This window comes from Allobosea sp. 05T422_2 (assembly GCF_056396265.1).
In genome coordinates, this window is the sequence record NZ_JBFTLD010000006.1 from 63,144 (window position 1) to 83,752 (window position 20,609).

General features: G+C 64.8%; 20 protein-coding genes. 9 read left to right on the forward strand and 11 right to left on the reverse strand.

What is annotated here, in order from left to right; genetic code table 11:
- Nucleotides 1-3: 3 nt before the first annotated feature.
- A complete protein-coding gene (locus tag AC1DJT_RS02370) occupies nucleotides 4-246 on the forward strand; it encodes a DUF3297 family protein (protein ID WP_069877953.1) in 243 nt (80 codons plus the stop codon).
- A gap of 11 nt (nucleotides 247-257) precedes the next feature.
- Here the strand turns inward: AC1DJT_RS02370 and AC1DJT_RS02375 are convergent, their stop codons facing one another.
- Entirely contained in the window at nucleotides 258-737 is a 480-nt protein-coding gene (locus tag AC1DJT_RS02375) for an anthrone oxygenase family protein (RefSeq protein WP_441506308.1), read from the reverse strand.
- An 89-nt stretch (nucleotides 738-826) separates the two neighbouring features.
- Between AC1DJT_RS02375 and AC1DJT_RS02380 the strand changes: the two genes are divergently transcribed.
- Nucleotides 827-1,300 (forward strand): MarR family winged helix-turn-helix transcriptional regulator, encoded by a 474-nt coding sequence (locus tag AC1DJT_RS02380; protein ID WP_441506307.1) that lies wholly within the window; start codon nucleotides 827-829, stop codon nucleotides 1,298-1,300.
- On the opposite strand, the gene AC1DJT_RS02385 is transcribed toward AC1DJT_RS02380, so the two are convergent.
- Both AC1DJT_RS02385 and AC1DJT_RS02390 read right to left on the reverse strand, forming a co-directional pair.
- The gene (locus AC1DJT_RS02385; protein ID WP_476833456.1) at nucleotides 1,297-1,836 is read right to left on the reverse strand and encodes an N-acetyltransferase family protein; all 540 of its coding nucleotides are present in this window, start codon (nucleotides 1,834-1,836) and stop codon (nucleotides 1,297-1,299) included. The two genes, AC1DJT_RS02380 and AC1DJT_RS02385, sit on opposite strands and share 4 nt — an antisense overlap.
- Nucleotides 1,833-2,432, reverse strand: a complete 600-nt coding sequence (locus AC1DJT_RS02390; protein ID WP_476833457.1) for a helix-turn-helix domain-containing protein — start codon at nucleotides 2,430-2,432, stop codon at nucleotides 1,833-1,835. Before AC1DJT_RS02390 ends, AC1DJT_RS02385 begins: the two co-directional genes overlap by 4 nt.
- A gap of 114 nt (nucleotides 2,433-2,546) precedes the next feature.
- On the opposite strand from AC1DJT_RS02390, the gene lepA reads away from it, so the two are divergent.
- On the forward strand, nucleotides 2,547-4,352 hold the full coding sequence (lepA, locus tag AC1DJT_RS02395; protein ID WP_476833458.1) for a translation elongation factor 4: 1,806 nt from the start codon (nucleotides 2,547-2,549) through the stop codon (nucleotides 4,350-4,352).
- Between the two features lie 87 nt (nucleotides 4,353-4,439).
- On the opposite strand, the gene AC1DJT_RS02400 is transcribed toward lepA, so the two are convergent.
- Nucleotides 4,440-5,750, reverse strand: a complete 1,311-nt coding sequence (locus AC1DJT_RS02400; protein ID WP_441506303.1) for an MFS transporter — start codon at nucleotides 5,748-5,750, stop codon at nucleotides 4,440-4,442.
- 78 nt (nucleotides 5,751-5,828) lie between these two features.
- Nucleotides 5,829-6,443, reverse strand: coding sequence for an HAD family hydrolase (locus AC1DJT_RS02405; protein ID WP_441506302.1), 615 nt, complete (start codon nucleotides 6,441-6,443; stop codon nucleotides 5,829-5,831).
- Between the two features lie 117 nt (nucleotides 6,444-6,560).
- On the opposite strand from AC1DJT_RS02405, the gene AC1DJT_RS02410 reads away from it, so the two are divergent.
- Entirely contained in the window at nucleotides 6,561-7,457 is an 897-nt protein-coding gene (locus AC1DJT_RS02410; RefSeq protein WP_441506301.1) for a protein-methionine-sulfoxide reductase heme-binding subunit MsrQ, read from the forward strand.
- 59 nt (nucleotides 7,458-7,516) lie between these two features.
- Nucleotides 7,517-9,247: an MFS transporter gene (locus AC1DJT_RS02415; RefSeq protein WP_441506300.1), complete on the forward strand. Its 1,731-nt coding sequence runs from the start codon at nucleotides 7,517-7,519 to the stop codon at nucleotides 9,245-9,247.
- A 20-nt stretch (nucleotides 9,248-9,267) separates the two neighbouring features.
- Here the strand turns inward: AC1DJT_RS02415 and corA are convergent, their stop codons facing one another.
- A complete protein-coding gene (gene corA / locus AC1DJT_RS02420) occupies nucleotides 9,268-10,236 on the reverse strand; it encodes a magnesium/cobalt transporter CorA (RefSeq protein ID WP_441490426.1) in 969 nt (322 codons plus the stop codon).
- A 174-nt stretch (nucleotides 10,237-10,410) separates the two neighbouring features.
- Nucleotides 10,411-11,208: an undecaprenyl-diphosphate phosphatase gene (locus AC1DJT_RS02425; RefSeq protein ID WP_113518344.1), complete on the reverse strand. Its 798-nt coding sequence runs from the start codon at nucleotides 11,206-11,208 to the stop codon at nucleotides 10,411-10,413.
- 245 nt (nucleotides 11,209-11,453) lie between these two features.
- Here AC1DJT_RS02425 and AC1DJT_RS02430 point away from each other — a divergent pair, with 245 nt between their 5' ends.
- From AC1DJT_RS02430 to AC1DJT_RS02440, 3 genes are read left to right on the forward strand one after another with little or no spacing between them, the layout of a single operon-like run.
- Nucleotides 11,454-12,146 (forward strand): glutathione S-transferase family protein, encoded by a 693-nt coding sequence (locus AC1DJT_RS02430; RefSeq protein ID WP_441506299.1) that lies wholly within the window; start codon nucleotides 11,454-11,456, stop codon nucleotides 12,144-12,146.
- A gap of 23 nt (nucleotides 12,147-12,169) precedes the next feature.
- A complete protein-coding gene (gene queG / locus AC1DJT_RS02435) occupies nucleotides 12,170-13,282 on the forward strand; it encodes a tRNA epoxyqueuosine(34) reductase QueG (protein ID WP_476833459.1) in 1,113 nt (370 codons plus the stop codon).
- The gene (locus tag AC1DJT_RS02440) at nucleotides 13,279-14,145 is read left to right on the forward strand and encodes an SDR family oxidoreductase (protein ID WP_476767918.1); all 867 of its coding nucleotides are present in this window, start codon (nucleotides 13,279-13,281) and stop codon (nucleotides 14,143-14,145) included. Before queG ends, AC1DJT_RS02440 begins: the two co-directional genes overlap by 4 nt.
- 7 nt (nucleotides 14,146-14,152) lie before the next feature.
- Here the strand turns inward: AC1DJT_RS02440 and olsB are convergent, their stop codons facing one another.
- From olsB to AC1DJT_RS02460, 4 genes are all read right to left on the reverse strand, one after another.
- Nucleotides 14,153-15,016, reverse strand: a complete 864-nt coding sequence (gene olsB, locus AC1DJT_RS02445) for a l-ornithine N(alpha)-acyltransferase (protein ID WP_441506422.1) — start codon at nucleotides 15,014-15,016, stop codon at nucleotides 14,153-14,155.
- 188 nt (nucleotides 15,017-15,204) lie between these two features.
- Nucleotides 15,205-17,307 carry an ATP-binding protein gene (locus tag AC1DJT_RS02450; protein WP_476833460.1) on the reverse strand — a complete coding sequence of 701 codons (2,103 nt, stop codon included), beginning with the start codon at nucleotides 17,305-17,307 and terminating at the stop codon, nucleotides 15,205-15,207.
- 113 nt (nucleotides 17,308-17,420) lie between these two features.
- Complete coding sequence (locus AC1DJT_RS02455) at nucleotides 17,421-18,767, reverse strand: YifB family Mg chelatase-like AAA ATPase (protein WP_476833461.1); 1,347 nt, start codon at nucleotides 18,765-18,767, stop codon at nucleotides 17,421-17,423.
- Nucleotides 18,768-19,122: 355 nt separating this feature from the next.
- The gene (locus AC1DJT_RS02460; protein ID WP_476767915.1) at nucleotides 19,123-19,356 is read right to left on the reverse strand and encodes a helix-turn-helix domain-containing protein; all 234 of its coding nucleotides are present in this window, start codon (nucleotides 19,354-19,356) and stop codon (nucleotides 19,123-19,125) included.
- 615 nt (nucleotides 19,357-19,971) lie between these two features.
- Between AC1DJT_RS02460 and AC1DJT_RS02465 the strand changes: the two genes are divergently transcribed.
- Entirely contained in the window at nucleotides 19,972-20,436 is a 465-nt protein-coding gene (locus tag AC1DJT_RS02465) for a hypothetical protein (RefSeq protein ID WP_476833462.1), read from the forward strand.
- Nucleotides 20,437-20,609 lie beyond the last annotated feature (173 nt).

A 20,609-nucleotide genomic window follows, 5' to 3' on the forward strand; every position in this document is an offset into this window, starting at 1 on the left:
GACATGACCGACACGCTCCCCGATCGTCTCTCCGTCAACCCGGACAGCCCCTTTTACGACGCCGAGGTGCTGGCGAAGGATATCGGCATCCGCTTCAAGGGCACTGAGAAGACCAATGTCGAGGAGTATTGCGTCAGCGAAGGCTGGATCAAGGTGGCGGCCGGCGCCGCCAAGGACCGCTTCGGCCGGCCGATGACGATCACGCTCAAGGGGCCGGTCGAGCCTTACTATCGCAAGGCGGAGTAAGGCTCAGGGCTTCACGGACGCCGCGACAGCGCCCAGCTGAAGCTGAGGACGGCGAATAGCCCGAGCCCGGCGCGGATGGCGTGAAGCTCGCCCCAGCGCTGAATGAGATGGCGGCTCGCGGCGCTGGCTTGCGCCGCGGCCATGGCCTGCAGTTCCGTGTTGATCGGTGCGATGACCAGTAGCGTGAACGGCAGATTGGCCAGGATCGCGAACATTCCGACCAGCCAGGCGGGGTTACGGGTGGAGCGCCAGGAGAGACCGGCGCAGAGCGTCGTGATCACGACCAGCGTCGCCTGCATCCGCGTCGCCGGGCCGATGGCCGCTTGCCATTGCCGCAGAAGCGCCCCGTCGTCGAGCGACAGCCGCGCCGGCTGCTCGGCCGCGAGGATGTAGATCGCTGCGCCACTGAACAGCGCCGCCAGTGCCAATGTGATCGGTCCCATGCGCCGGGCGATCGCGGATTGCAAAATGAGGTCGGTCCCTTGGGGCATCGTCACCTCCCGATTTTGAATAGCATGCTATATATCATTGCATAGTATGCTGTTCAACTGGTATCTCGACCCGGCGGGGGGATGCGATCGTGACGACCTTCAAGACTCATTCGGCCGGCTATCTCGCCAACCACATGGCGCGGCTTTTCGCCAAGGCCCTGGCTGAATCCATCCGGCCGCTCGGGCTTGCGCCGGCGCAGTTCATGGTCCTGCTCGAGCTCTGGCGAGAAGATGGCGTCACCCAGAAGCACCTGGTCGAGCGGCTCGATGTCGAGCAGGCGACGATGGCCAGCACGCTTGCGCGCATGGAGCGCGACGGTCTGATCGAGCGCAGGCCCGACGCCGCCGATGCCCGCGCCCGTATCATTCATCTGACAGGGCGGGCCCGGGAACTGGAGCAGTCTGCGCTTGCGGAGGCGCGGCAGGTCAACCGGCGGGCGCTGGCCGGCTTCCCTGAGGAGGAGGCGGAGCAACTGCTCGCCGGCATGCGCCGCATCATTTCCTCACTCTCCGGCAAACCGGCCAAGCCCGATCTGCCGGTCAGCCCCAATCCGCTGGATTAGGCGAGTGACTTGAAGAAGAAGGTCGAGCCGCAATCGCTGCCATCGGGCATCAGCGCATAGCGCGGGATGGTGCCGATCTCGGTCCAGCCGAGCCGGTTATAGAGCCGCCGCGCCGGGCCGGCCTCGTCCGTGTCGAGGCAGAGCAGCGTCCGTCCGGCCGCCGACGCCTCGGCCTCCGCTGCCAGCATCAGCGCTTCACCGATACCCTGCCGGCGCGCGGAGGAATGCACCAGGACCTTGGCAATATCGGCGCGGTGCGRCTGGTTTGGCTTGCCGGCGGGGTGGACCTGCGCGGTGCCGACGATCTCGTCGCCCTGCCGCGCGACCAGAAGCAGGATCTGTCCTGCTTCGACGCCGGCCGCGACACCTGTCCAATAGGCCTTGAAATCGGCCTCGGTATTCTCCGCCATGAAGCCGACAGAGGCGCCGTTCGCGACGGAATCCCGAAGGATACCGGTAAGCGCAGGGATGGCGTTGCGCGCGCCAGTGGCATTGAGACGCGTGATCGAGGCCGTATCAACGAGCTGCGTCGTCATCGGGGTCTTTCCTGGGATAGGCCGTCTGCCGTCATCAGCACGACGGCATAGCGGGCCGGCTCCGAGCCGGGATTGTGATAGGTGATCGGCCCGTCGAGCAGCATGTGGATGCAGTCGCCGCTCCGCAGTCGATGGCTGGCGCCGCCAAAGCTGAGCTCGATCTCTCCGGCGAGCAGCCAGACCTGCTGGTCGAGGCGGTGCAGCATGCGCGGTCCGTCGAGCAGGACGCGTGCTCCGGGGGGCAGCGTCACGTCGACGATTTCGACAGGTGAGCCGATGCCCGACGGCGAGACATTGCGCCGCACATAGCCGCTGCCAGGGTCGAGCCAGACCGGCTGGTCGGCCAGGCGCGCGACCGGGCCGACATGGCGCTCCTCATGGAACAGCGATGACAAGGTCACGCCGAGCCCGKCGGTCAGCCGGTCCAGCAACGCCGCGGTCGGGCTCGATTCGCCCCGTTCGATTCGCGAGATCATCGCGCGGCTGACGCCGGTGCGCTCGGCAAGCACGTCGAGCGTCAGATCGCGCCGTTGGCGCGCTGACTTCAGGCGCGTCGCGAGGCGCCTGTCGATGTCTCTCTCGGGAGGATTCTCCATTTTAGTAGAGGAAATCTAATATAATGGAATGTCAAGCGCCTGCCATGCTTCAGAGAAGCAAGGCGCCTGCCACAAACCCTTGGCCCCGTGCGGCTTCACTGCTATTGCGCGCCCATGAGCACGCGCAGTTTCGACAACATCCGCAATTTCTCGATTGTGGCCCATATCGACCACGGCAAGTCGACCCTTGCCGACCGGCTGATCCAGCAGACCGGCACGGTCGCGGCCCGCGACATGAGCGAGCAGATCCTCGACTCGATGGATATCGAGAAGGAGCGCGGCATCACCATCAAGGCACAGACCGTCCGGCTCGATTATCGTGCCCAGGACGGCAAGGATTACATCCTCAACCTGATGGACACGCCCGGTCACGTCGACTTCGCTTATGAGGTCTCCCGTTCGCTGGCTGCCTGCGAAGGCTCGCTGCTGGTTGTCGACGCCTCTCAGGGGGTCGAGGCGCAGACACTCGCCAACGTCTATCAGGCGCTCGACGCGGGCCACGAGATCGTCACGGTCCTCAACAAGATCGACCTGCCGGCAGCCGAGCCCGAGCGTATCAAGCAGCAGATCGAGGACGTGATCGGCCTTGATGCCTCGGAAGCCGTGCCGATTTCGGCCAAGACCGGTCTCAACATCGAAGGCGTGCTGGAAGCGATCGTCCAGAAACTGCCGGCGCCTAAGGGCAATCTCGAAGCGCCGCTGAAGGCGCTGCTGGTCGATTCCTGGTACGACGCCTATCTCGGCGTCGTCGTGCTCGTGCGCATCATCGACGGCGTGCTCAAGAAGGGCATGACCATCCGCATGATGCGGGCGAACGCCGCCTATGGCGTCGACCGCGTCGGCGTTTTCAAGCCGAAGATGCTGGAAGTGAAGGAACTCGGCCCCGGCGAGGTCGGCTTCTTCACCGCCTCGATCAAGGAAGTCGCCGATACCGCCGTCGGCGACACCATCACCGACGATCGCAAGCCGGTCGCCGAGGCGCTGCCGGGCTTCAAGCCGGTGCAGCCGGTGGTGTTCTGCGGCATTTTCCCGGTCGATGCGGCCGATTTCGAGGTGCTCCGCTCGGCGATGTCGAAGCTGCGTCTGAACGACGCCTCGTTCTCCTACGAGATGGAGACCTCGGCAGCGCTCGGCTTCGGTTTCCGCTGCGGCTTCCTCGGACTGCTGCATCTCGAGATCATCCAGGAGCGGCTCGAGCGCGAGTTCAACCTCAACCTGATCTCGACCGCGCCGTCCGTGGTCTATCATCTCAGGCTGCGGGACGGGACGACGCTCGAGTTGCACAATCCGGCGGACATGCCGGATGTGATGAAGATCGAGGCGATCGAGGAACCCTGGATCCGCGCCACTATCTTCACGCCGGACGAATATCTCGGCTCGGTGCTGAAGCTCTGCCAGGATCGCCGCGGCCTGCAGATCGACCTGAGCTATGTCGGCTCGCGGGCCAAGGTCGTCTATGACCTGCCGCTGAACGAGGTAGTGTTCGATTTCTACGACCGTTTGAAGTCGATCTCGAAGGGCTACGCCTCCTTCGACTACGCCATCACCGACTATCGCGAGGGTGACCTCGTGCGCATGTCGATCCTGGTCAATGCCGAGCCGGTCGACGCGCTCTCGATGCTGGTCCACCGGACCCGCGCCGAGGCTCGCGGTCGCGCCATGTGCGAGAAGCTCAAGGAACTGATCCCGCCGCACATGTTCCAGATTCCGGTCCAGGCCGCGATCGGCGGCAAGATCATTGCTCGCGAGACCATCCGGGCGCTGCGCAAGGACGTGACCGCCAAGTRCTATGGCGGCGACGCCACCCGCAAGCGCAAGCTTCTGGAGAAGCAGAAGGAAGGCAAGAAGAAGATGCGGCAGTTCGGCAAGGTCGAGATCCCGCAGGAAGCCTTCATCGCTGCGCTAAAGATGGATTCCTGAGCGGAGCTCAGGTTCCGCTCTCCCTCGCTAAGGTCATCCCGGGGCTGGCTTCGTGCGCCCGGGATGACGCGAGCCCAGCCGGTCCGACTACGCCAGAACGGCCTGACGCGTCTCGGCGTCGATCAGGAAGGCTGCAACCGCTGCAACCAGCAGCAGGGCTGCGAACAGGGCGATCGCAGTGGCAAAACTCTGCGCAATCACGAGCGCCACCGCCGATGGCGCGAGCAGGCCGCCGAGCCGCGCCATGGCGCCGGCAACCCCCATGCCCGTGCCGCGGAGTTCCGTCGGATAGAGCTCGGGCGTAAAGGCGTAGAGTGCACCCCAGGTGCCGAGCAGCGCAAAGCTCATCAGCAGGATCGACGCGCCGATCACTGTTGCGCTGCCAGCGCCGACAAACAGGGCGCAGCCTGCCGCGCTGAGCAGCAGGAAGCCGATCAGGGTCGGACGCCGGCCCCATGTCTCGACGCCATAGGCGGCCAGCGCATAGCCAGGCAGCTGGGCCAGCGCGACGATGACGAGGAAGCCATAGCCACGGACGAAGCCGAACCCTTCGCCGGCGAGCTTGGCCGGCATCCAGGTGAAGACGCCGTAATAGGACACCGAGACAAGGAACCAGATTCCGAGAATCAGCAGKGTGCGCCGGCGCAGATCAGGCGCGAGCAATCCGGAAGACGTCGCGGCCGGGGGCAGGGTGATCGCCGAATCGGACGAGAGTTCCGCTTTCCCGTTGGTGCGCAGCATCTGGTTGAGCACGCGCTTGGCATCGTCCGCTCGCCCTTCCTTCAGCAGGTACAGGGGTGATTCCGGCACCCAGAAGCGCAGCCAGATGCCGATCAGCGCGGGCAGCGCCGTCGCAGCAAAAATCCAGCGCCACGCGTCAGCGATCCCGGCGATGCTTGCTGCCCAGGCGGCCAGGGCGACTGCGATCGTGCCGACCGCCCAGAAACCCTCCAGCATGACCAGCCAACGCCCGCGGTTCTTCGGCGGCAGGAATTCCGCCATCATCGCGTAATCGACGGGCAACGTGCCGCCGACTGCGATGCCGGTCAGGAAGCGTAGCGCGAGAAGGGCTGCGAAGGACGGGGCGAAGACCGAGAGCAGCCCGAATACCGCATCGCAGGCGACCGTGATCAGGAGCACGCGACGGCGGCCATAGCGATCGGCGAGGCGCCCAAACAACGCGGCGCCGATCAACATGCCGAGGAAGAACAGCGTTCCGGTCTGCAGGGCCTGTGGCACGCTGAGCCCGAAGGTCGCAGCGATGGAGGCGGCGGTGAAACCGACCGCCAGCACCTGCATGGCATCAGCCGCCCAGACGAGGCCGAAGATGCCGAGCAGCCGACGCTGGAACGGGCCGGTGCCGGCGGTGGACAGAACGCTCTCGACAGGAATGCTCATGGCGTGGCGAACTTTCTCCGAGGCGCCTTCTGGCCGTTCTGGTCTTCGTAGCGTGGTACGTTCGGGACGGGCTCGGCGCTAGATCTGGACGCCGAGACCACGCAGTGTCGCCCGCAGGTCGATCGGCTCGACGAAATGCACGGCTTGCATGCCGACATGACGCGCGCTCTCGATATTCTTGGCGCTGTCGTCGATGAAGACGCAGGAACCTGCGGTGAGGCCGTAGCGCTCCAGCAGCACGTGATAGATCGCAGGATCCGGCTTGATCAGCCGTTCATGTGCCGAGACCACGACGCCGTCGAACGAACCGAGGAAAGGAAAGCGGACAACGCTCTCGTCCCATTTCTCGCGCGAGAAATTGGTGATCGCATAGACCTTCTCGCCCCTGGCCTTCAGGTCCGTGAGGACCTCGACGCTTTCTGCGATCTCGCCGGTTACCGTCTCGTGCCAGCGCTCGTCGAAGGCCCTGATCTCACGCTCCCATTCGGGATGAGCGGAGACGCGTTCGGCGACGGCGTCGGCCCAGGATCGGCCGCGATCCTGCTCGAGGTTCCAGGCCGAGGTGCAGATGTTCTGCATGAACCAGTCCATGCGCGCTTCGTCAGGGATCAACTCTCGGTAAAGATGGCGCGGATCCCAGCGGATCAGGACGTTGCCGACATCGAAAACGACGGTGGGGCTAGTCGAAGGCATGGCCGGTCCATTCTGAATACGGGGCAGATCGCAGAAGGCTCACGTCCTTGTGTGCAGACGTGCGAGACAGAGGCAAGGCCTCTCGCGTATTCGGGACATGCGATGGTGGAGATCGGCATGAAGGCATGGTTGCCGTGGCTGGACCGGCAGGGGCGCTTCTCGGGGCTGCGCGCTGCGACATTTGCGCTCTTACTGGTGCCGGCGCTCTGGCTCGCCTTCGACGCCTGGACCGGCCAGCTCGGTTCGAAGCCCTGGACGCGGGCGGTGCATGATACCGGCACCTGGGCGCTCAGGCTGCTGCTGGTTACCCTTGCCGTCTCGCCGCTGCGCCGGCTTCTCGACTGGGGCAAGCTCATCGGCATCCGCCGCATGCTGGGCCTCTCCGTGCTGGCTTATGCGCTCGCCCATCTCGCGCTTTACTGCATCGATCTCGGTTTCGACGCCGGGCTGATCGTTTCTGAAATCGTCAAACGGTTCTATCTCGTCGTCGGCATCACGGGGCTGACCGGTCTGGTCGCACTCGGTGCAACCTCGACCGACGGCATGATCCGCAGGCTGGGTTCCGCCCGCTGGCAACTGCTGCATAACCTCGTCTATGCCATCGCTGCCCTGGGGCTGCTGCACTTTGCCCTGCAGTCGAAGATCGACGTCACCCAGCCGGCGCTGATGACCGGGCTCTTCTGCCTTCTGATGCTTTACCGGCTGCTGCCGCGATCCGGCGTGACGCTCGATACGCCCCGGCTGGTCCTGACGGCGCTTGCGGCCGGCCTTCTGACTGCGCTTTGCGAGACGGCCTGGTATGCGTTGGCGACCGGTGCCTCGGCCTGGCTGGTGTTCCAGGCCAATGCCGATGTCGTCGTCTATGGTGATCTCGAGGCCCTCAGGCCCGGGCATTGGGTCGCGCTGGCCGGGCTTCTCGTCGCCTTCGCCCATTACTGGCGTGCGCCTGCGGCGCGGCAGGTCGAGCGGCGTGCGCGTCGCAGGGAAGGGCTTTCCGCGCAAACGGGTGCCTAAGAGCAAATCATTCCAAACTGATGGTTGGCAGCCCGCGGGCGAGGCTCTAACCCTATGGCATGCCTGACGATCCGAACGCCCAACCCACCGCCGACGTAGCCGCAGCCGATGTTGCCGCGACGGGGGATGGGGCGGTCGATGAGGGGCTGTCTTCGCCATTCGTGCCTCTGCGCCAGCCGATCTTCCGGGCTGTGTGGTTCGCGAGCCTTGCCTCCAATTTCGGCGGGATGATCCAGTCGGTCGGCGCAGCCTGGCTGATGACCTCGATCGCCAGTTCTGCCGACATGGTTGCGCTGGTGCAGGCCTCGACGACCTTGCCGATCATGATGTTCTCGCTGGCGGCGGGGGCGATCTCCGACAATTTCGACCGGCGCAAGATCATGCTGACGGCGCAGGGCTTCATGTTCACGGTCTCCGTGGCTCTCGCCGTCTCGGCCTGGTTCGGCGTAATCACCCCGTGGCTGCTGCTCGGCCTGACTTTCCTGATTGGCTGCGGCACGGCCTTGAACGGGCCCGCCTGGCAATCCTCGGTCGGCGAGATGGTGCCGCGTCGCGATCTGCCGGCCGCGATCACACTGAACAGCGTCGGTTTCAACATTGCCCGCAGCGTCGGGCCGGCGCTGGGCGGCTTCATCGTTGCGGCGGCGGGCGTCGTCGCCTCCTTCACGGTGAATGCACTGAGCTATATCGGGCTCGTCACCGTACTCGCGCGCTGGAACCCTCCAAAGATCGAGCGCGTGCTGCCACGCGAGACGCTCGGCATCGCGATGAGCGCCGGCATCCGCTATGTCGCGATGTCGCCAAATATCCGCTCGGTGCTGCTGCGTGGTGCGGCCTTCGGATTCGGCGCCATTGCGGTTCAGGCGCTGCTGCCGCTGGTGGCGCGCGATCTCGTCAAGGGCGGGCCTTTGACCTTCGGCCTGCTGCTCGGTGCTTTCGGTGCGGGAGCGGTCGGGGGAGCCCTTCTGAGCGCGCGGGTACGTCGCGCGCTCACGACAGAGACGCTGGTGCGCGCCTCCTTTGCCGCCTTCTCGGCTGCGGTCATCCTGGCGGGGCTGAGCGTCTATACCGTGACGACCATGGCGGCCCTGCTCATCGCCGGAGCGAGCTGGGTCCTTGCACTCTCGACCTTCAACGCGACCGTGCAGCTTTCGGCGCCGCGCTGGGTCGTCGGCCGGGCGCTTGCGCTCTACCAGATGGCGACCTTCGGTGGGATGGCGCTCGGCAGCTGGGTCTGGGGTTACATCGCCCTGCATTTCGGCACCGACCGTGCCCTGTACTGTGCGGGTGCTGTTCTGCTTGTCGGAGCCGCACTGGGCCTGCGCTATGCGCTGCCGCCGCTCGAGCAGCTCAATCTCGACCCGCTCAGCCGCTGGCAGGTTCCGAAAGTGGCCGTCGACATCGAGCCACGCAGCGGCCCGATCATCGTCACCATCGAGTATATCATTCGCGAGGAGGACATCGTCCCCTTCCTGAATGTGATGGCCGAGCGCCGCCGCATCCGCCGCCGCGACGGTGCCAGGCACTGGGCCTTGCTGCGCGACCTGACCGATCCGCAGCTCTGGATCGAGCGCTATGACAGCCCGACCTGGGTCGAATATATCCGCCAGAACCAGCGCGTCACCCAGGCAGATGCCATGATCGGTGACAGGGTAAGGGCCCTGCATCAGGGGCCCAACCCGCCCGTGGTGCACCGCGTCATCGAACGACAGACCGGCTCGCTGCCCTTCGCCCAGCCACAGCCCGTGCCGGATGCGGCGACGCCTGCGACCGATCCCAGGATCGGCTAGGGCACGGGGTTCGCCTGTCCTTACAGCCAGCCGAAACGCTTGAAGCGCATGTAGAGCGCGGTGCAGAACGCCGCGATGAGCCCGAGCACGACGAAATAGCCGTACTGGGTCTTGAGTTCCGGCATGTGCTCGAAGTTCATGCCATAGATCCCGGCAACCGCGGTCGGGACCGCGAGGATGGCTGCCCAGGCCGCGAGCTGCCTGGTGATGACGCCCTGGCGCTGCTGTTCCAGCAGATGACTCGCCTCGAAGACGGAGGTCAGGATGTCGCGGAGGCTCCCGACCATGGCTTCGGCACGCCGCGCATGGTCCCAGACGTCATTGAAATAGGGCTTCGCCTCGGCATCGATGCAGGGCAGATCGAGATGCACCAGCTTGCGGCAGAGCTCGGACATCGGTCCGAGCACCCGCTGGAAGCGGATGAGCTGGCGGCGCAGTCCGAAGATGCGTGGCACGTCGACGCGGCCGAACTCGCTGGCGAGCATCTCCCGCTCCATCTCCAGGACGTCCTCCTCGATCGTCTCCACAATCGGGAAATAGCCGTCGACGATGAAGTCCAGCACGCCGTGCAGGACATAATCGACGCCGTAGCGCATCTGGGCGGTCGCGGCCTCGAGTTGGCTGCGCAGCTCCGTATGGGCCCGTGCGGAGCCGTGGCGAACCGTGATGATGTGGTGCTTGCCGACGAAGATCGCCGTCTCGCCATACGCGATCTGGTCATCCTCGAGATGCGCCGTGCGCGCCACGATGAAGAGTTGGTCGCCATAGATGTCGACCTTGGGCATCTGATGCGCCTTGAGCGCATCCTCGACCGCAAGTGGATGCAGGCCGTAGCTGCTCTGGAGCGTGCGCAACTCCTCTTCGGAGGGTTCCAGCAGGCCGATCCAGACGAAATCGGATTGGTCCTGGGCACAGGTCGAAGGCTGGTCGAGCGCAACGGTCCCGACACGCTTCCCATCGACATAGTGACAGGCGGCAATGACACTCACGGCAGGCACGCTCCTGGCATCTCGGGGCCGGTCGAAAACACCCGGTCACCCCATAGCGGCGCTTGCAGGCTAGCACGGCAGCGCCGGAAAAGCCGCGGCGCCACATGGCAGGCCGCGATGGACAGCGCCTTCAGTCGGAACTGCTGGGATCCCAGTTCTCGACGGGCCTTCCGATCAGCCGAACACCCACAGACCCGCCAAACCCGCTGCGCCGACGATGATGCGCCACCAGGCGAAGAGCGCGAAGCCACGGCGCGAGACGTAGTCGAGGAAGGTCTTGACCACGAGGAGCGCCGCGAAGAAGGCCGCGACGAAGCCGACCACGATCAGCATCGTGTCGTCGAAGGTCAGGGTCTTGTAATTCTTAAGGAGGTCATAGGCGAAGGCGCCCGCCATGGTCGGCATGGCGAGGAAGAACGAGAACTCCGCCGCCGCGCGTTTGCTCGCGCCGAGCAGCATGGCGCCGACAATCGTCGAACCCGAACGGGAGACGCCCGGAATCATCGCCAGGCACTGGATGAAGCCGATCTTGAGATACATCGGCAGCGGGAAGGTGGTGGCGTCGGTGTGCTTCACCTCCAGCTCGAGCTCGTCGACGACGAGCAGCACGAGCCCGCCCGCGATCAGGGCGCAGCAGACCAGGAACGGGTTGAACAGCACGCCCTTGATGAAGCCATGCAGCAAGGCGCCGATCACCGCTGCCGGCAGGAAGGCGACGAGCACGCCGATCACGAAGCGCCGTGCCGCCGGATCGGTCCGCAGCCGCAGCGCGATGTCGAGTAGCCGCCGGAAATAGACCAGCAGGATGGCAAGGATCGCGCCGAGCTGGATCAGGACCTCGAAGGTCTTGCCGTTCGATTCAAAGCCGAGAAAGTGACCGAGCAGCAGGAGATGGCCAGTGGAGGAGACCGGCAGGAACTCGGTCAGACCCTCGACGATGCCGAGCACGATCGCTTCGAACAGGTTTTGCATGGCTGTTTCCCAGGAAGCCTCAGATCGCCGCCGCGGCAGAGGTAAACCGTACCCCTCTATGGAACCAAGCTCTTTGCCAATTGGTTACCACTTCGCCAAGCCAATGCCGTGGATTCGTGGCTTCCCATGGGCAGCGGGTTGTGAGGGGGCGTAGCCGAGACTATAGCAAATGTGCGGCGCATAGCCCGATGCCTCCCCCCTTCGACAGCCCTGCTTCGGCCGCATCCATCTGTTTCAAGAGTGCAATGGCGTCCCTTCATCATTATCCGTTATGCCCGCATTCGCGCTTCATCCGGCTCGTCCTTGGCGAGTTCGGGCAGGAGGCGGAGCTGATCGAGGAGCGTGTCTGGGAGCGCCGGCGCGAGTTTCTGGAACTCAACACAGCTGGCACGACACCGGTTTTTCGCGAGGAGAACGGCTTTGCCGTCCCGGGCGCCGGACCGATCTCGGAGTATCTCGACGAGACCCGCGGGCTGGCGCTGGGCCCCCGGCGCCTGTTGCCKGAGGGGATGGCAGAGCGCGTCGAGGTTCGTCGCCTGCTCGACTGGTTCAACCTCAAATTCGATAGCGAGATCACCAACCCGCTGGTGCTCGAGAAGGTCATGAAGCGCTTCATGAGCCGGGATGAGGGCGGTGGCCCGCCGGAAATGAGCGCCATCCGCGCCGCCCGCGCCAATGTGCGCTATCATTTGCGCTATATCGCCTGGCTGACGGCCAAACGGAACTGGCTCGCAGGCAGTGCGCTGAGCTATGCCGATCTCGCCGCGGCCGCGCATCTCTCTTGCGTCGACTATCTCGGCGATGTGCCCTGGGAAGAGGACGAGGCCGCGCGCGCATGGTACGCGAGGATCAAATCCCGGCCGAGCTTCCGGCCGCTGTTGAGCGACCGGGTGCCGGGCATGGCGCCGAGCGCCCATTACGACAATCTGGACTTCTGAACGGCGAGAAGCTCAAGCGCGCGGTGCTGGAGCGCGCGAGCGCCGAAGGCTTCGTGGTCGCTCGCATCGCCTCCGCCAGTGCGATCCCCGAGGCGCCCGAACGGCTGAGCGCCTGGCTGGCGGCCGGACACCATGGCGATATGGATTGGCTGACCGAGCGCAGGGACGAACGCGCTGATCCGCGCCGGCTCTGGAGCGAGGTGCGCAGCGTCGTGATGCTCGGTGTGAGCTATGCGGGCGAGGGCGATCCGCTCGCCATCCTCGGTCAACCCGACAAGGCTGCGATTTCGCTCTATGCCCGCAGGCGCGACTATCACGATGTCATCAAGGGCCGGCTGAAGAGCGTCGCCGGGTTGCTGGCGGCTCGCGGCGGCGCAGATGTGAAGGTCTTCGTCGATACCGCGCCGGTGATGGAGAAGCCGCTGGCGCAGGCCGCGGGGCTTGGTTGGCAGGGCAAGCATACCGTACTGGTCTCGCGCGAACACGGCTCCTGGCTCTTTCTCGGCGCGATCTACACAACGGCCGAACTACCGGTCGATGGGCCGGAGCGCGACCATTGCGGTTCCTGCCGGCGTTGTCTCGATATCTGTCCGACCGACGCCTTCCCCGCGCCCTATCAGCTCGATGCGCGCCGCTGCATCGCCTATCTCACCATCGAGCATCAGGGCCATATCGACGCCGCCTTGCGGCCCGGCATCGGCAACCGCGTCTTCGGTTGCGATGATTGCCTGGCCGTATGTCCCTGGAACAAGTTCGCCGAGGCGGCGCACGAGACCCGGCTTGCGCTGAAGGACGAGCTTGAGGCATTGCCCCTGGCCGATCTCGCGGCGCTCGACGACCCATCCTTCCGCCAGCTCTTTGCCGGCACGCCGGTCAAGCGCACCGGCCGCGATCGCTTCATCCGCAATGTGCTGATCGCCATCGGCAATAGCGGCCGGCCGGATCTTGCCGCGAGCGCCGAGCGGCTGATTGCGGACGCTTCGCCGCTGGTGCGCGCCATGGCCGCCTGGGCCTTGATCAGGCTCGCGCCCGAGCGCGCGCGCGGCCTTGCCGAAGCCGCGCTGTCTGGCGAAGCAGATCCTGACGTCCGCCAGGAATGGCTTGCCTTTCTCTCCGCCCCGGAACCCGTCGCATGAAGCTTGTCATTCTTGGTCTCGGCTACTCCGCCGGGTTTTTCGCGCGTGCAGCGCAAGCGGAGGGCTGGGAGGTCACCGGTACGGTCCGATCGGCCGAGAAGGCGGGGCGTCTTAGTCGCGAGGGCTTGCATACGCTGGTCTATGACGGTTTTGCGGTATCGCGCCCCTTGGCCCAGGCCGTTGCCGAGGCTGACGCGGTCCTCGTCTCGGTCCAGCCCGATGACGAGGGCGATCCGGTTCTGAACGGACTCGGCGAGGCGCTGGCTGCTGCGCCGAACCTGCGCTGGATCGGCTATCTCTCGACCATTGGAGTTTACGGCGACCACGGCGGTGCCTGGATCGATGAAGGGGCCGAATGCCGGCCGACGAGCCGACGCTCGAAGCAGCGCCTCGAAATCGACGAAGCCTGGCTTGCCCTGGGCGAGCGCAGTGGCAAGCCGGTGCAGATATTCCGGCTCTCCGGCATTTACGGTCCCGGGCGCAATGCCATCACCAAGCTCCGCGCCGGCACCGCCAACCGCCTGATCAAGCCTGGCCAGGTCTTCAATCGCATCCATGTCGACGATATCGCCGGCATCCTGCTGGCTTCGCTGGCCAGGCCGCGAGCGGGCGCGGTCTACAACGTCACCGACAACGAGCCGGCCCCGCCACAGGACGTGATCACGCTTGCCGCCGAACTGACGGGTCTGACTCCGCCCCCCGAAGTGCCGTTCGATCCGGCAAAGCTCTCGCCCATGGCTGCGAGCTTCTACGGGGAGAACAAGCGGGTCTCGAACGCCCTGGTGACGCGCGAACTGCGCTATGAGCTGCGCTACCCCACTTACAGGGAGGCGCTGCGGGCGCTGGCGTCAGCAGGCGAGTGAGCGTTGCTCAAGCCGCGTAGCGCTGCCCTTCGTCGCCGAGATAGTCGAGATAGCGCCTGTCGATCGCCGAGACCGGCACGATGACCAGCACATCGGTGGTGCCGAACTGCTTGTCGACGACCGCACCGGAGCCGAAGCGGGCGCCGAGCCGGAGGTAGCCCTTGATCAGCGGCGGCAGCAGCTTCAGCGCCGCCTTGGCATCGACCTCTTCGATCGGCAGCCGGTCCATCGCAATATGACGCTCCGGGCGCGCCGTGGCGGACCACTCGCCCTCGGCGCGGGCATGGTGATGCAGGAAGCTCAATGGCAGCGCCAGCGCATCCGGGTCGGTGCCGTCAAAACTCGCGCAGCCGAACATCGCATCGATGCGATGGTGCCGGACATAGGCCCAGATGCCGTGCCAGAGCAGTTCCACCGTCTTCTTGGTGCGATAGGGCTTGAGCACGCAGGAGCGGCCGAGTTCGAGGAAGCGCAGGCCGCGGTGGCGTTCGATCATTCCAGAAAGATCGAATTCCGATTGGGAGTAGAAGCCGCCAAGCCGCAGAGCCGACCCTTCGCGCATCAAGCGATAGGTGCCGACGACCTTCGGTTTCAGACCGCCGAACCGGCCGCGCGCCGCATGGTCGATGACGAGGAGATGGTCGCACGCCGCGTCATAGCGATCCGCATCGCGGCGGAACATGCGGGCGACGACATCCGGCTTTGCGGACATCTCCTGGTAGAACACCCGATAGCGCAGTCGCTGCGCGCGCCAGATCTCGCGCGGGCCGCGCGCCAGCCGCACTTCCAGAGAGCCGGAGCGGCCGAGCGTTTCGCCCAGGTGATCCTGCTTCCGACTGAGGCGGCGCATGGTGTCGCCGGTGATCAGCATGAGTGGGGAGAAGCGCGACAAGAGAGGGTGGCCCGCTGGCAGCTGATTTGCCGGCTGTCGTAGGCCGCGCAACATGTCGAAGGCCATTGTCCGTCTCGTCCCTGTGCCGTCGAATCTGCAGTTCGCCAGGCTAGTACCGATGTTCCTACGGGATCGCGACAGAACTGCGTCAGAGTTGTGACTGTCCGTCAAGCGCGGAGTGTGACGCGCGGCGTTCCGGTGACACGCGCGATCCAGGCGCGAAGCGCCTCTCGGGCCAGTGGTTTAGCCAGGCAATCATTCATTCCGGCGGCCAGCGCGGCTTGCCGATCCTCCTCGGCGACATTGGCGGTGACCGCGACAATGGGTAGCAAATTTGGCCGCCCGAGCGAGGCCTCCAGGGCGCGAATCCGACGAGCGGCTTCCAATCCGTCAAGCTCAGGCATCCGGATGTCGAGCAGAATGAGATCGAAGGGCGCGCGCTTGCCCGTGAGCCCGGCCTCGATGAGAGCGACCGCTTCACGCCCGTCCCGAGCCCAGACGGCCGTGCAGCCGAGGCGTTCAAGGGTCCGTGTCACGAGCAGACCGTTGATATCGTTATCCTCCGCGATCAACACCGTCAGTTGAGGCGGACCGGGGTCCTTGGCCTGGATCGGGGTCACCCCCCGGGGCGGCAGAGTCTCCTGCCGCGGCCGGGCAGGCGGTGCAAGCCGCTCATAGAGCGAGCGGGCGCGGACCGGCTTGACGAGAAAGCCGGTGAACCCGCCAGCGAGCGGTGAACCGAATTGGCGGCGCTCAAAGGGAGACATCAGGATCAGGCACTCGCCGACACCGGCCTGCCGGGCGGCAGCAGCGACGGCGCGCGCTTCATCGACCCCGATGGCCTGGTCGATCAGGGCGGCATCGAAGCGCCGCGCGCCCGCGAGCAGCGCGAGCGCTTCTGTCACATTCCGGGCGCGCATGATCGATGCGCCGGCGATCTCCATGGTCTCAGCGAGATAGTCCGGTCCGAACGGCGCGGCAGATGCGATCAAGATCAGCTTGCCGCGCCACTCCGGCAGTACCGTAACCCGCACCCCCGCGCCGCCCTCCGGAAGCGGCARTGTAACGCGGAAGATCGCGCCCGATCCCGGCGCATTTTCTGCCGTGACCGAGCCACCCATCAAGGTCACGAGCCGGCGCACGATCGCGAGCCCGAGACCGGTGCCGTCATGACGACGGGCCGCAGAGCTGTCGGCCTGTTCGAATTCCTCGAAGATCGCCTGCAATCGCCCTGGCGGAACGCCTGGACCGGTATCGGAAACGCTGATGGCGATGGCGTCGCCCGCGCGGGCGACGCGAATGCCGACACCGCCGCTCTCGGTGAACTTGATCGCATTGCCGACGAGGTTGAGCAGGATCTGGCGCAGCCGGTCGCGGTCTCCGATCCAGTGCGAGGCGAGATCCGGTGCGAGGAAGGTCGCAATCTCGAGCCCCTTGGCCTGGGCTCGTGGCGCCATCAATTCGCTGACCGTCTCGACCAACTGGCCGAGATCGAAGCGCTCTTCGGCGAGTTCGAGTCTGCCCGCTTCGACCTTGGCGAAGTCGAGAATGTCGTCGACGAGGCCGAGCAGGGCTTCGCCCGACGTCCTGAGTGCCCGGACATAGGTGGTCTGCTCAGGGTCGAGCCTGGTGTCGTTCAGGAGGTCGGCCATGCCGAGAATCCCGTTGAGCGGCGTCCGGAACTCGTGGCTGACGGTTGCAAGGAACCGCGACTTTGCCTCGTTGGCGCTCTCGGCGCGGCTGCGCGCCTCTTCCAGCGCCTGCTCGCCGGCGATCCGGGCGGAGATATCGCGGCCGACACGCTGCAGCACGGTCTTGCCGAGGGCGACCGGCAYGATGGTCTCGACCCAGGAGATCCAGCGCTCGCCTCCCTCGGGCGAAGCGATGCATTCGTCGAAGATCCGCGTGCCGTCGGTCAGTGCCTGCGCAGGTCGGCTCTCGATGACGCGCGGTGCCGTGCGGCTGCCGATGATCTCGGCCTCGGTCGCTCCGAGAAGCGCCGCATAGGCGGCATTGGCGTAGACGATGCTGCTTTCGTTCCGGCGGACGATCAGATCGCCCTKGGCCTCGATCAGGCTGCGATAGCGCTCTTCGCTATCTGCTAACGCCCAGAGACGATCGGTCAGCTTCTCCAGATCCTGGGTCATGTCCAGCGCTTGCTCCACGACGCGGTTGCGTGCGCGTAGCTGCATCACGGCGGCGACGCCGGCCAGAACGGTCAGCAGGCTGGCGAGAACAGCCCAGACCACTGGGAAAGATGGAAGCTCCATGATGCCAGCCTAGTATTCGTCCCCTTGAGAAAGCGTTCGCGCGCGAACGCTGCTTTCGCGATCGTTTGAATGAATTTGTTAACCTGGCGGCACGGATGCCGCACGCTCCGACATCAGGCGGCCTGCGCCACCTGATCGATGCGTGAACGGTAGGATAGCGCCTCCGCGAGATGGACCCGGCCGATCTTCATCTCGCCGTCGAGATCGGCAAGTGTGCGCGCGACTTTCAGAACACGATGGTAGCCGCGCGCTGTCAGCCTCAGGGCCTCGGCGGCGTCGCGCAGGAGCGAAATGCCGGCATTGTCCGGCCGGGCGATCTGGTCGAGCACGGGCGCCGGGCACGCGGCGTTGGTCGCGATCTCGGAGAGGCCGAGCGCCTCGAAGCGCGCCGTCTGCACCTGGCGCGCCACGGCGACCCGGGCCGCGACCTCCGCCGAGCCTTCGCTGTCGGCCGGCAGAAACAGGTCCGTTGCGGTTACGGCCGGCACATCGATGACGATGTCGATGCGGTCGAGCATCGGACCTGAGATCCGGGTCTGATACTGGGCCATGCAACGCTCGTTCGGCTGCCGCCGGCAGGCATAGCCCGGTTCGGTTGCCTTGCCGCATCGGCACGGGTTCATTGCGGCGACAAGCTGGAATCGCGCGGGGTAGATGGCGCGGTGGTTGGCGCGCGAGATCAGCACCTCGCCGGTCTCCATCGGCTGGCGCAGCGCGTCGAGGGCCTGAGCCTGGAACTCCGGCAATTCATCGAGGAAAAGCACGCCGTGATGGGCGAGCGAAACCTCGCCGGGCTTGGCCTGCAGGCCGCCACCGACGAGTGCCGCCATCGAGGCCGAGTGATGCGGCGCGCGAAAGGGGCGGCGATCGGTCAGCGCTCCCTCGGCGAGATGCCCGGCGACGGAATGCACCATCGAGACCTCGAGCAGTTCGCGCGGCGAAAGCGGCGGCAGGATCGAGGGCAGGCGGCTCGCCAGCATCGACTTGCCGGCACCGGGAGGCCCGTTCATCAGGAGATTATGGCCGCCGGCGGCGGCGATCTCCAGCACGCGGCGCGCGCTTTCCTGGCCGCGAATATCGGCGAGATCGGGCAGGGGCCCGGATTGCCGGGCCACGGACGGCACTGGCCGGGCCATCACCTGCGTACCCTTGAAATGGTTCGCGAGCTGGATCAGCGAGCGCGGATTAAGGATATCGACATCGGCGGCAGCCCAGGCGGCCTCCGGGCCGCAGGCGGCGGGGCAGATAAGCCCTTGTCCGCGGGCATAGGCGGCCATCGCTGCTGGCAGGACGCCTGCGACGGAGGTGATGGAGCCGTCGAGCGCAAGTTMGCCGAGGACTGTATAGCCGGCGAGCGCATCGGCAGGGATCGCGCCGATGGCGGCCATGACCGCTAGTGCGATCGGGAGATCGTAATGGCTGCTTTTGACCTTTTCGCAATCCGGTATGCGAAGAGCCATAACTAACTGCTCCAGCCTCTCGTTGGATCTCTCAGCAGTTAGGGGTGTGCGCGGGCTGGCACGGCGCGCCCTCAATAGCGCCGTAGCCGTGCCAGCCCGTGTGCAGCCCGGATCCAGTGGATCTTAGATTCTTCATTCGTACCCCTACGCGCGCGGAGAGTTAGAGATCTCCCGGCATCTTGGGTGTGGTCTAGGCTCAAAGTTTGGATCCTCCCTGCCTCGACGCGAGATCGACCTCGCAGTTGGGCTCGCAGGTTTCGGGCGGCCGTGCCGCTATCCAGGTAACGATCGCGCGCTTTGACATCGCTCCCCGCCCGAGCCGACCGTGCGCGTCAAAGCAATGAACGTCAGTTGGTTAATCCGCTCCGTTGGCTTCAGTMGCTTCTGGTTTCACCAGCTCAAGGAAATTTACACCGAGTGCATTTGCTAGTTCGGATAACGTGCCAATCGTGGGATTTCGCATCCCATTTTCTAGCCCGCTAAGGTATTGCTGACTAAAGCCGGAGAGCCGCTCAACGTCCTCTTGAGTGAGCCCTTTCTCGCGGCGGATACGGGCGAAATTTCGTCCCACCGTTTTGCGCATGTCCATGCACGCGACAATCGGGATTTCCGTCCTTCGAGTTTATCTACTATAGTATGTTAATTGGCTTCTTTTAGTTTAACGAGAAAGCAATGCAGTGAAGGTTTTCGTTCGAAAGGCACCCAGATTCCCGGACCTCAGCCTCGAAGTCGGGATAGCGCGCGTTCCAGGCTACCGGCATCTTTTCGATCTGACAGTTAGGGCGTGGGGAGATGTTCGCATTCGCGACGCCTGGCAATCGGAGTTCGACCGGTGGTGTGCGATTCACGGCCAATGTCCCGTGTTCGTTCGCGGAAATGTTCGGACGGAGCGCACTCAAGCCAAAGTCGTGTTGGCTGGCGACCTTCCAGTCGTCGACTTTGTTACACAATGGGTGGGGCTCGAAGCACTCGAAATCGGGGGCGAACGGGAATCTAGGATCTCACAACTCGAGACGCAGATCGCGATCCTGAGAAAGCAGAATGCTGAGCTAACTCGCTTCGTGAGCCGGACGCAGCCACCTCGATCCGTAAGTGGCGGAGGCTGACATGAGGCGGCCTATCAATTTTGCGCGTGGGCGTATGGAAGTTGAATTACTGATTTCGCCACCTGCCCTCTCGTTCCCCGCAAAGCTGGAATGTGATCATGCGCGCGCCACGCAGCCTTGAGGAGTGGCGACGCTTACGCTTTCCGAGCCTTGGAGATTTTTTGCGGGTAGCCGATCGTTGGCGACTGTCGGAGGATGATCAGGTTCGCATTCTTCGGTGCAGTTCCGTTGAGCAGTTGCGACGCTGGCTCGCGATCAATCAGACCAATGAGGCGTTGGTTATGAGCAGCGATACAGGGGAACGGATTGCTGCCGTCGTCGGAGCGGCCGAGGCTGCAGGATATCTTTACACCTCCGAGGACGAACCACTCTGGCTCCGTGGTCCAATCACGGGACAACCGTATCAAGGCCAGACGCCCTTGAACATCATGAAGGAGGGTTCCGTCGAGGACATCATGAACGTCCGTCGGTATCTCATGGGCCTCACCCAGGGCGGCCCTGGCCCAAATGACGTCGATCGGGATTTCACTCCCTACACCGACGATAACTTGAAGTGGGAGTGACGGGTTCCGATGTGGGAAATCCAGGCAATCTGCTTCGATGCGTTTGGGACGCTTGTTGAAATAGGAGACAAGCGTCGTCCATTCCGAAAGCTGATGAACGAAAAGGGGACGGATCACCGTGCTGTCGATGCTCTAACCCGCCCGTTGAGCCTTAGAGAGGTTGCCAAAGAACT

Coding starts and splice junctions, on each gene's coding strand:
- AC1DJT_RS02440 (WP_476767918.1), top strand. CDS start 13,279: ATGAAGCTTGTCATTCTTGGTCTCGGCTACTCCGCCGGGTTTTTCGCG.
- AC1DJT_RS02405 (WP_441506302.1), bottom strand. CDS start 6,443: ATGCCTTCGACTAGCCCCACCGTCGTTTTCGATGTCGGCAACGTCCTG.
- AC1DJT_RS02410 (WP_441506301.1), top strand. CDS start 6,561: ATGAAGGCATGGTTGCCGTGGCTGGACCGGCAGGGGCGCTTCTCGGGG.
- AC1DJT_RS02370 (WP_069877953.1), top strand. CDS start 4: ATGACCGACACGCTCCCCGATCGTCTCTCCGTCAACCCGGACAGCCCC.
- AC1DJT_RS02375 (WP_441506308.1), bottom strand. CDS start 737: ATGCCCCAAGGGACCGACCTCATTTTGCAATCCGCGATCGCCCGGCGC.
- AC1DJT_RS02465 (WP_476833462.1), top strand. CDS start 19,972: ATGCGCGCGCCACGCAGCCTTGAGGAGTGGCGACGCTTACGCTTTCCG.
- AC1DJT_RS02425 (WP_113518344.1), bottom strand. CDS start 11,208: ATGCAAAACCTGTTCGAAGCGATCGTGCTCGGCATCGTCGAGGGTCTG.
- AC1DJT_RS02415 (WP_441506300.1), top strand. CDS start 7,517: ATGCCTGACGATCCGAACGCCCAACCCACCGCCGACGTAGCCGCAGCC.
- olsB (WP_441506422.1), bottom strand. CDS start 15,016: ATGCTGATCACCGGCGACACCATGCGCCGCCTCAGTCGGAAGCAGGAT.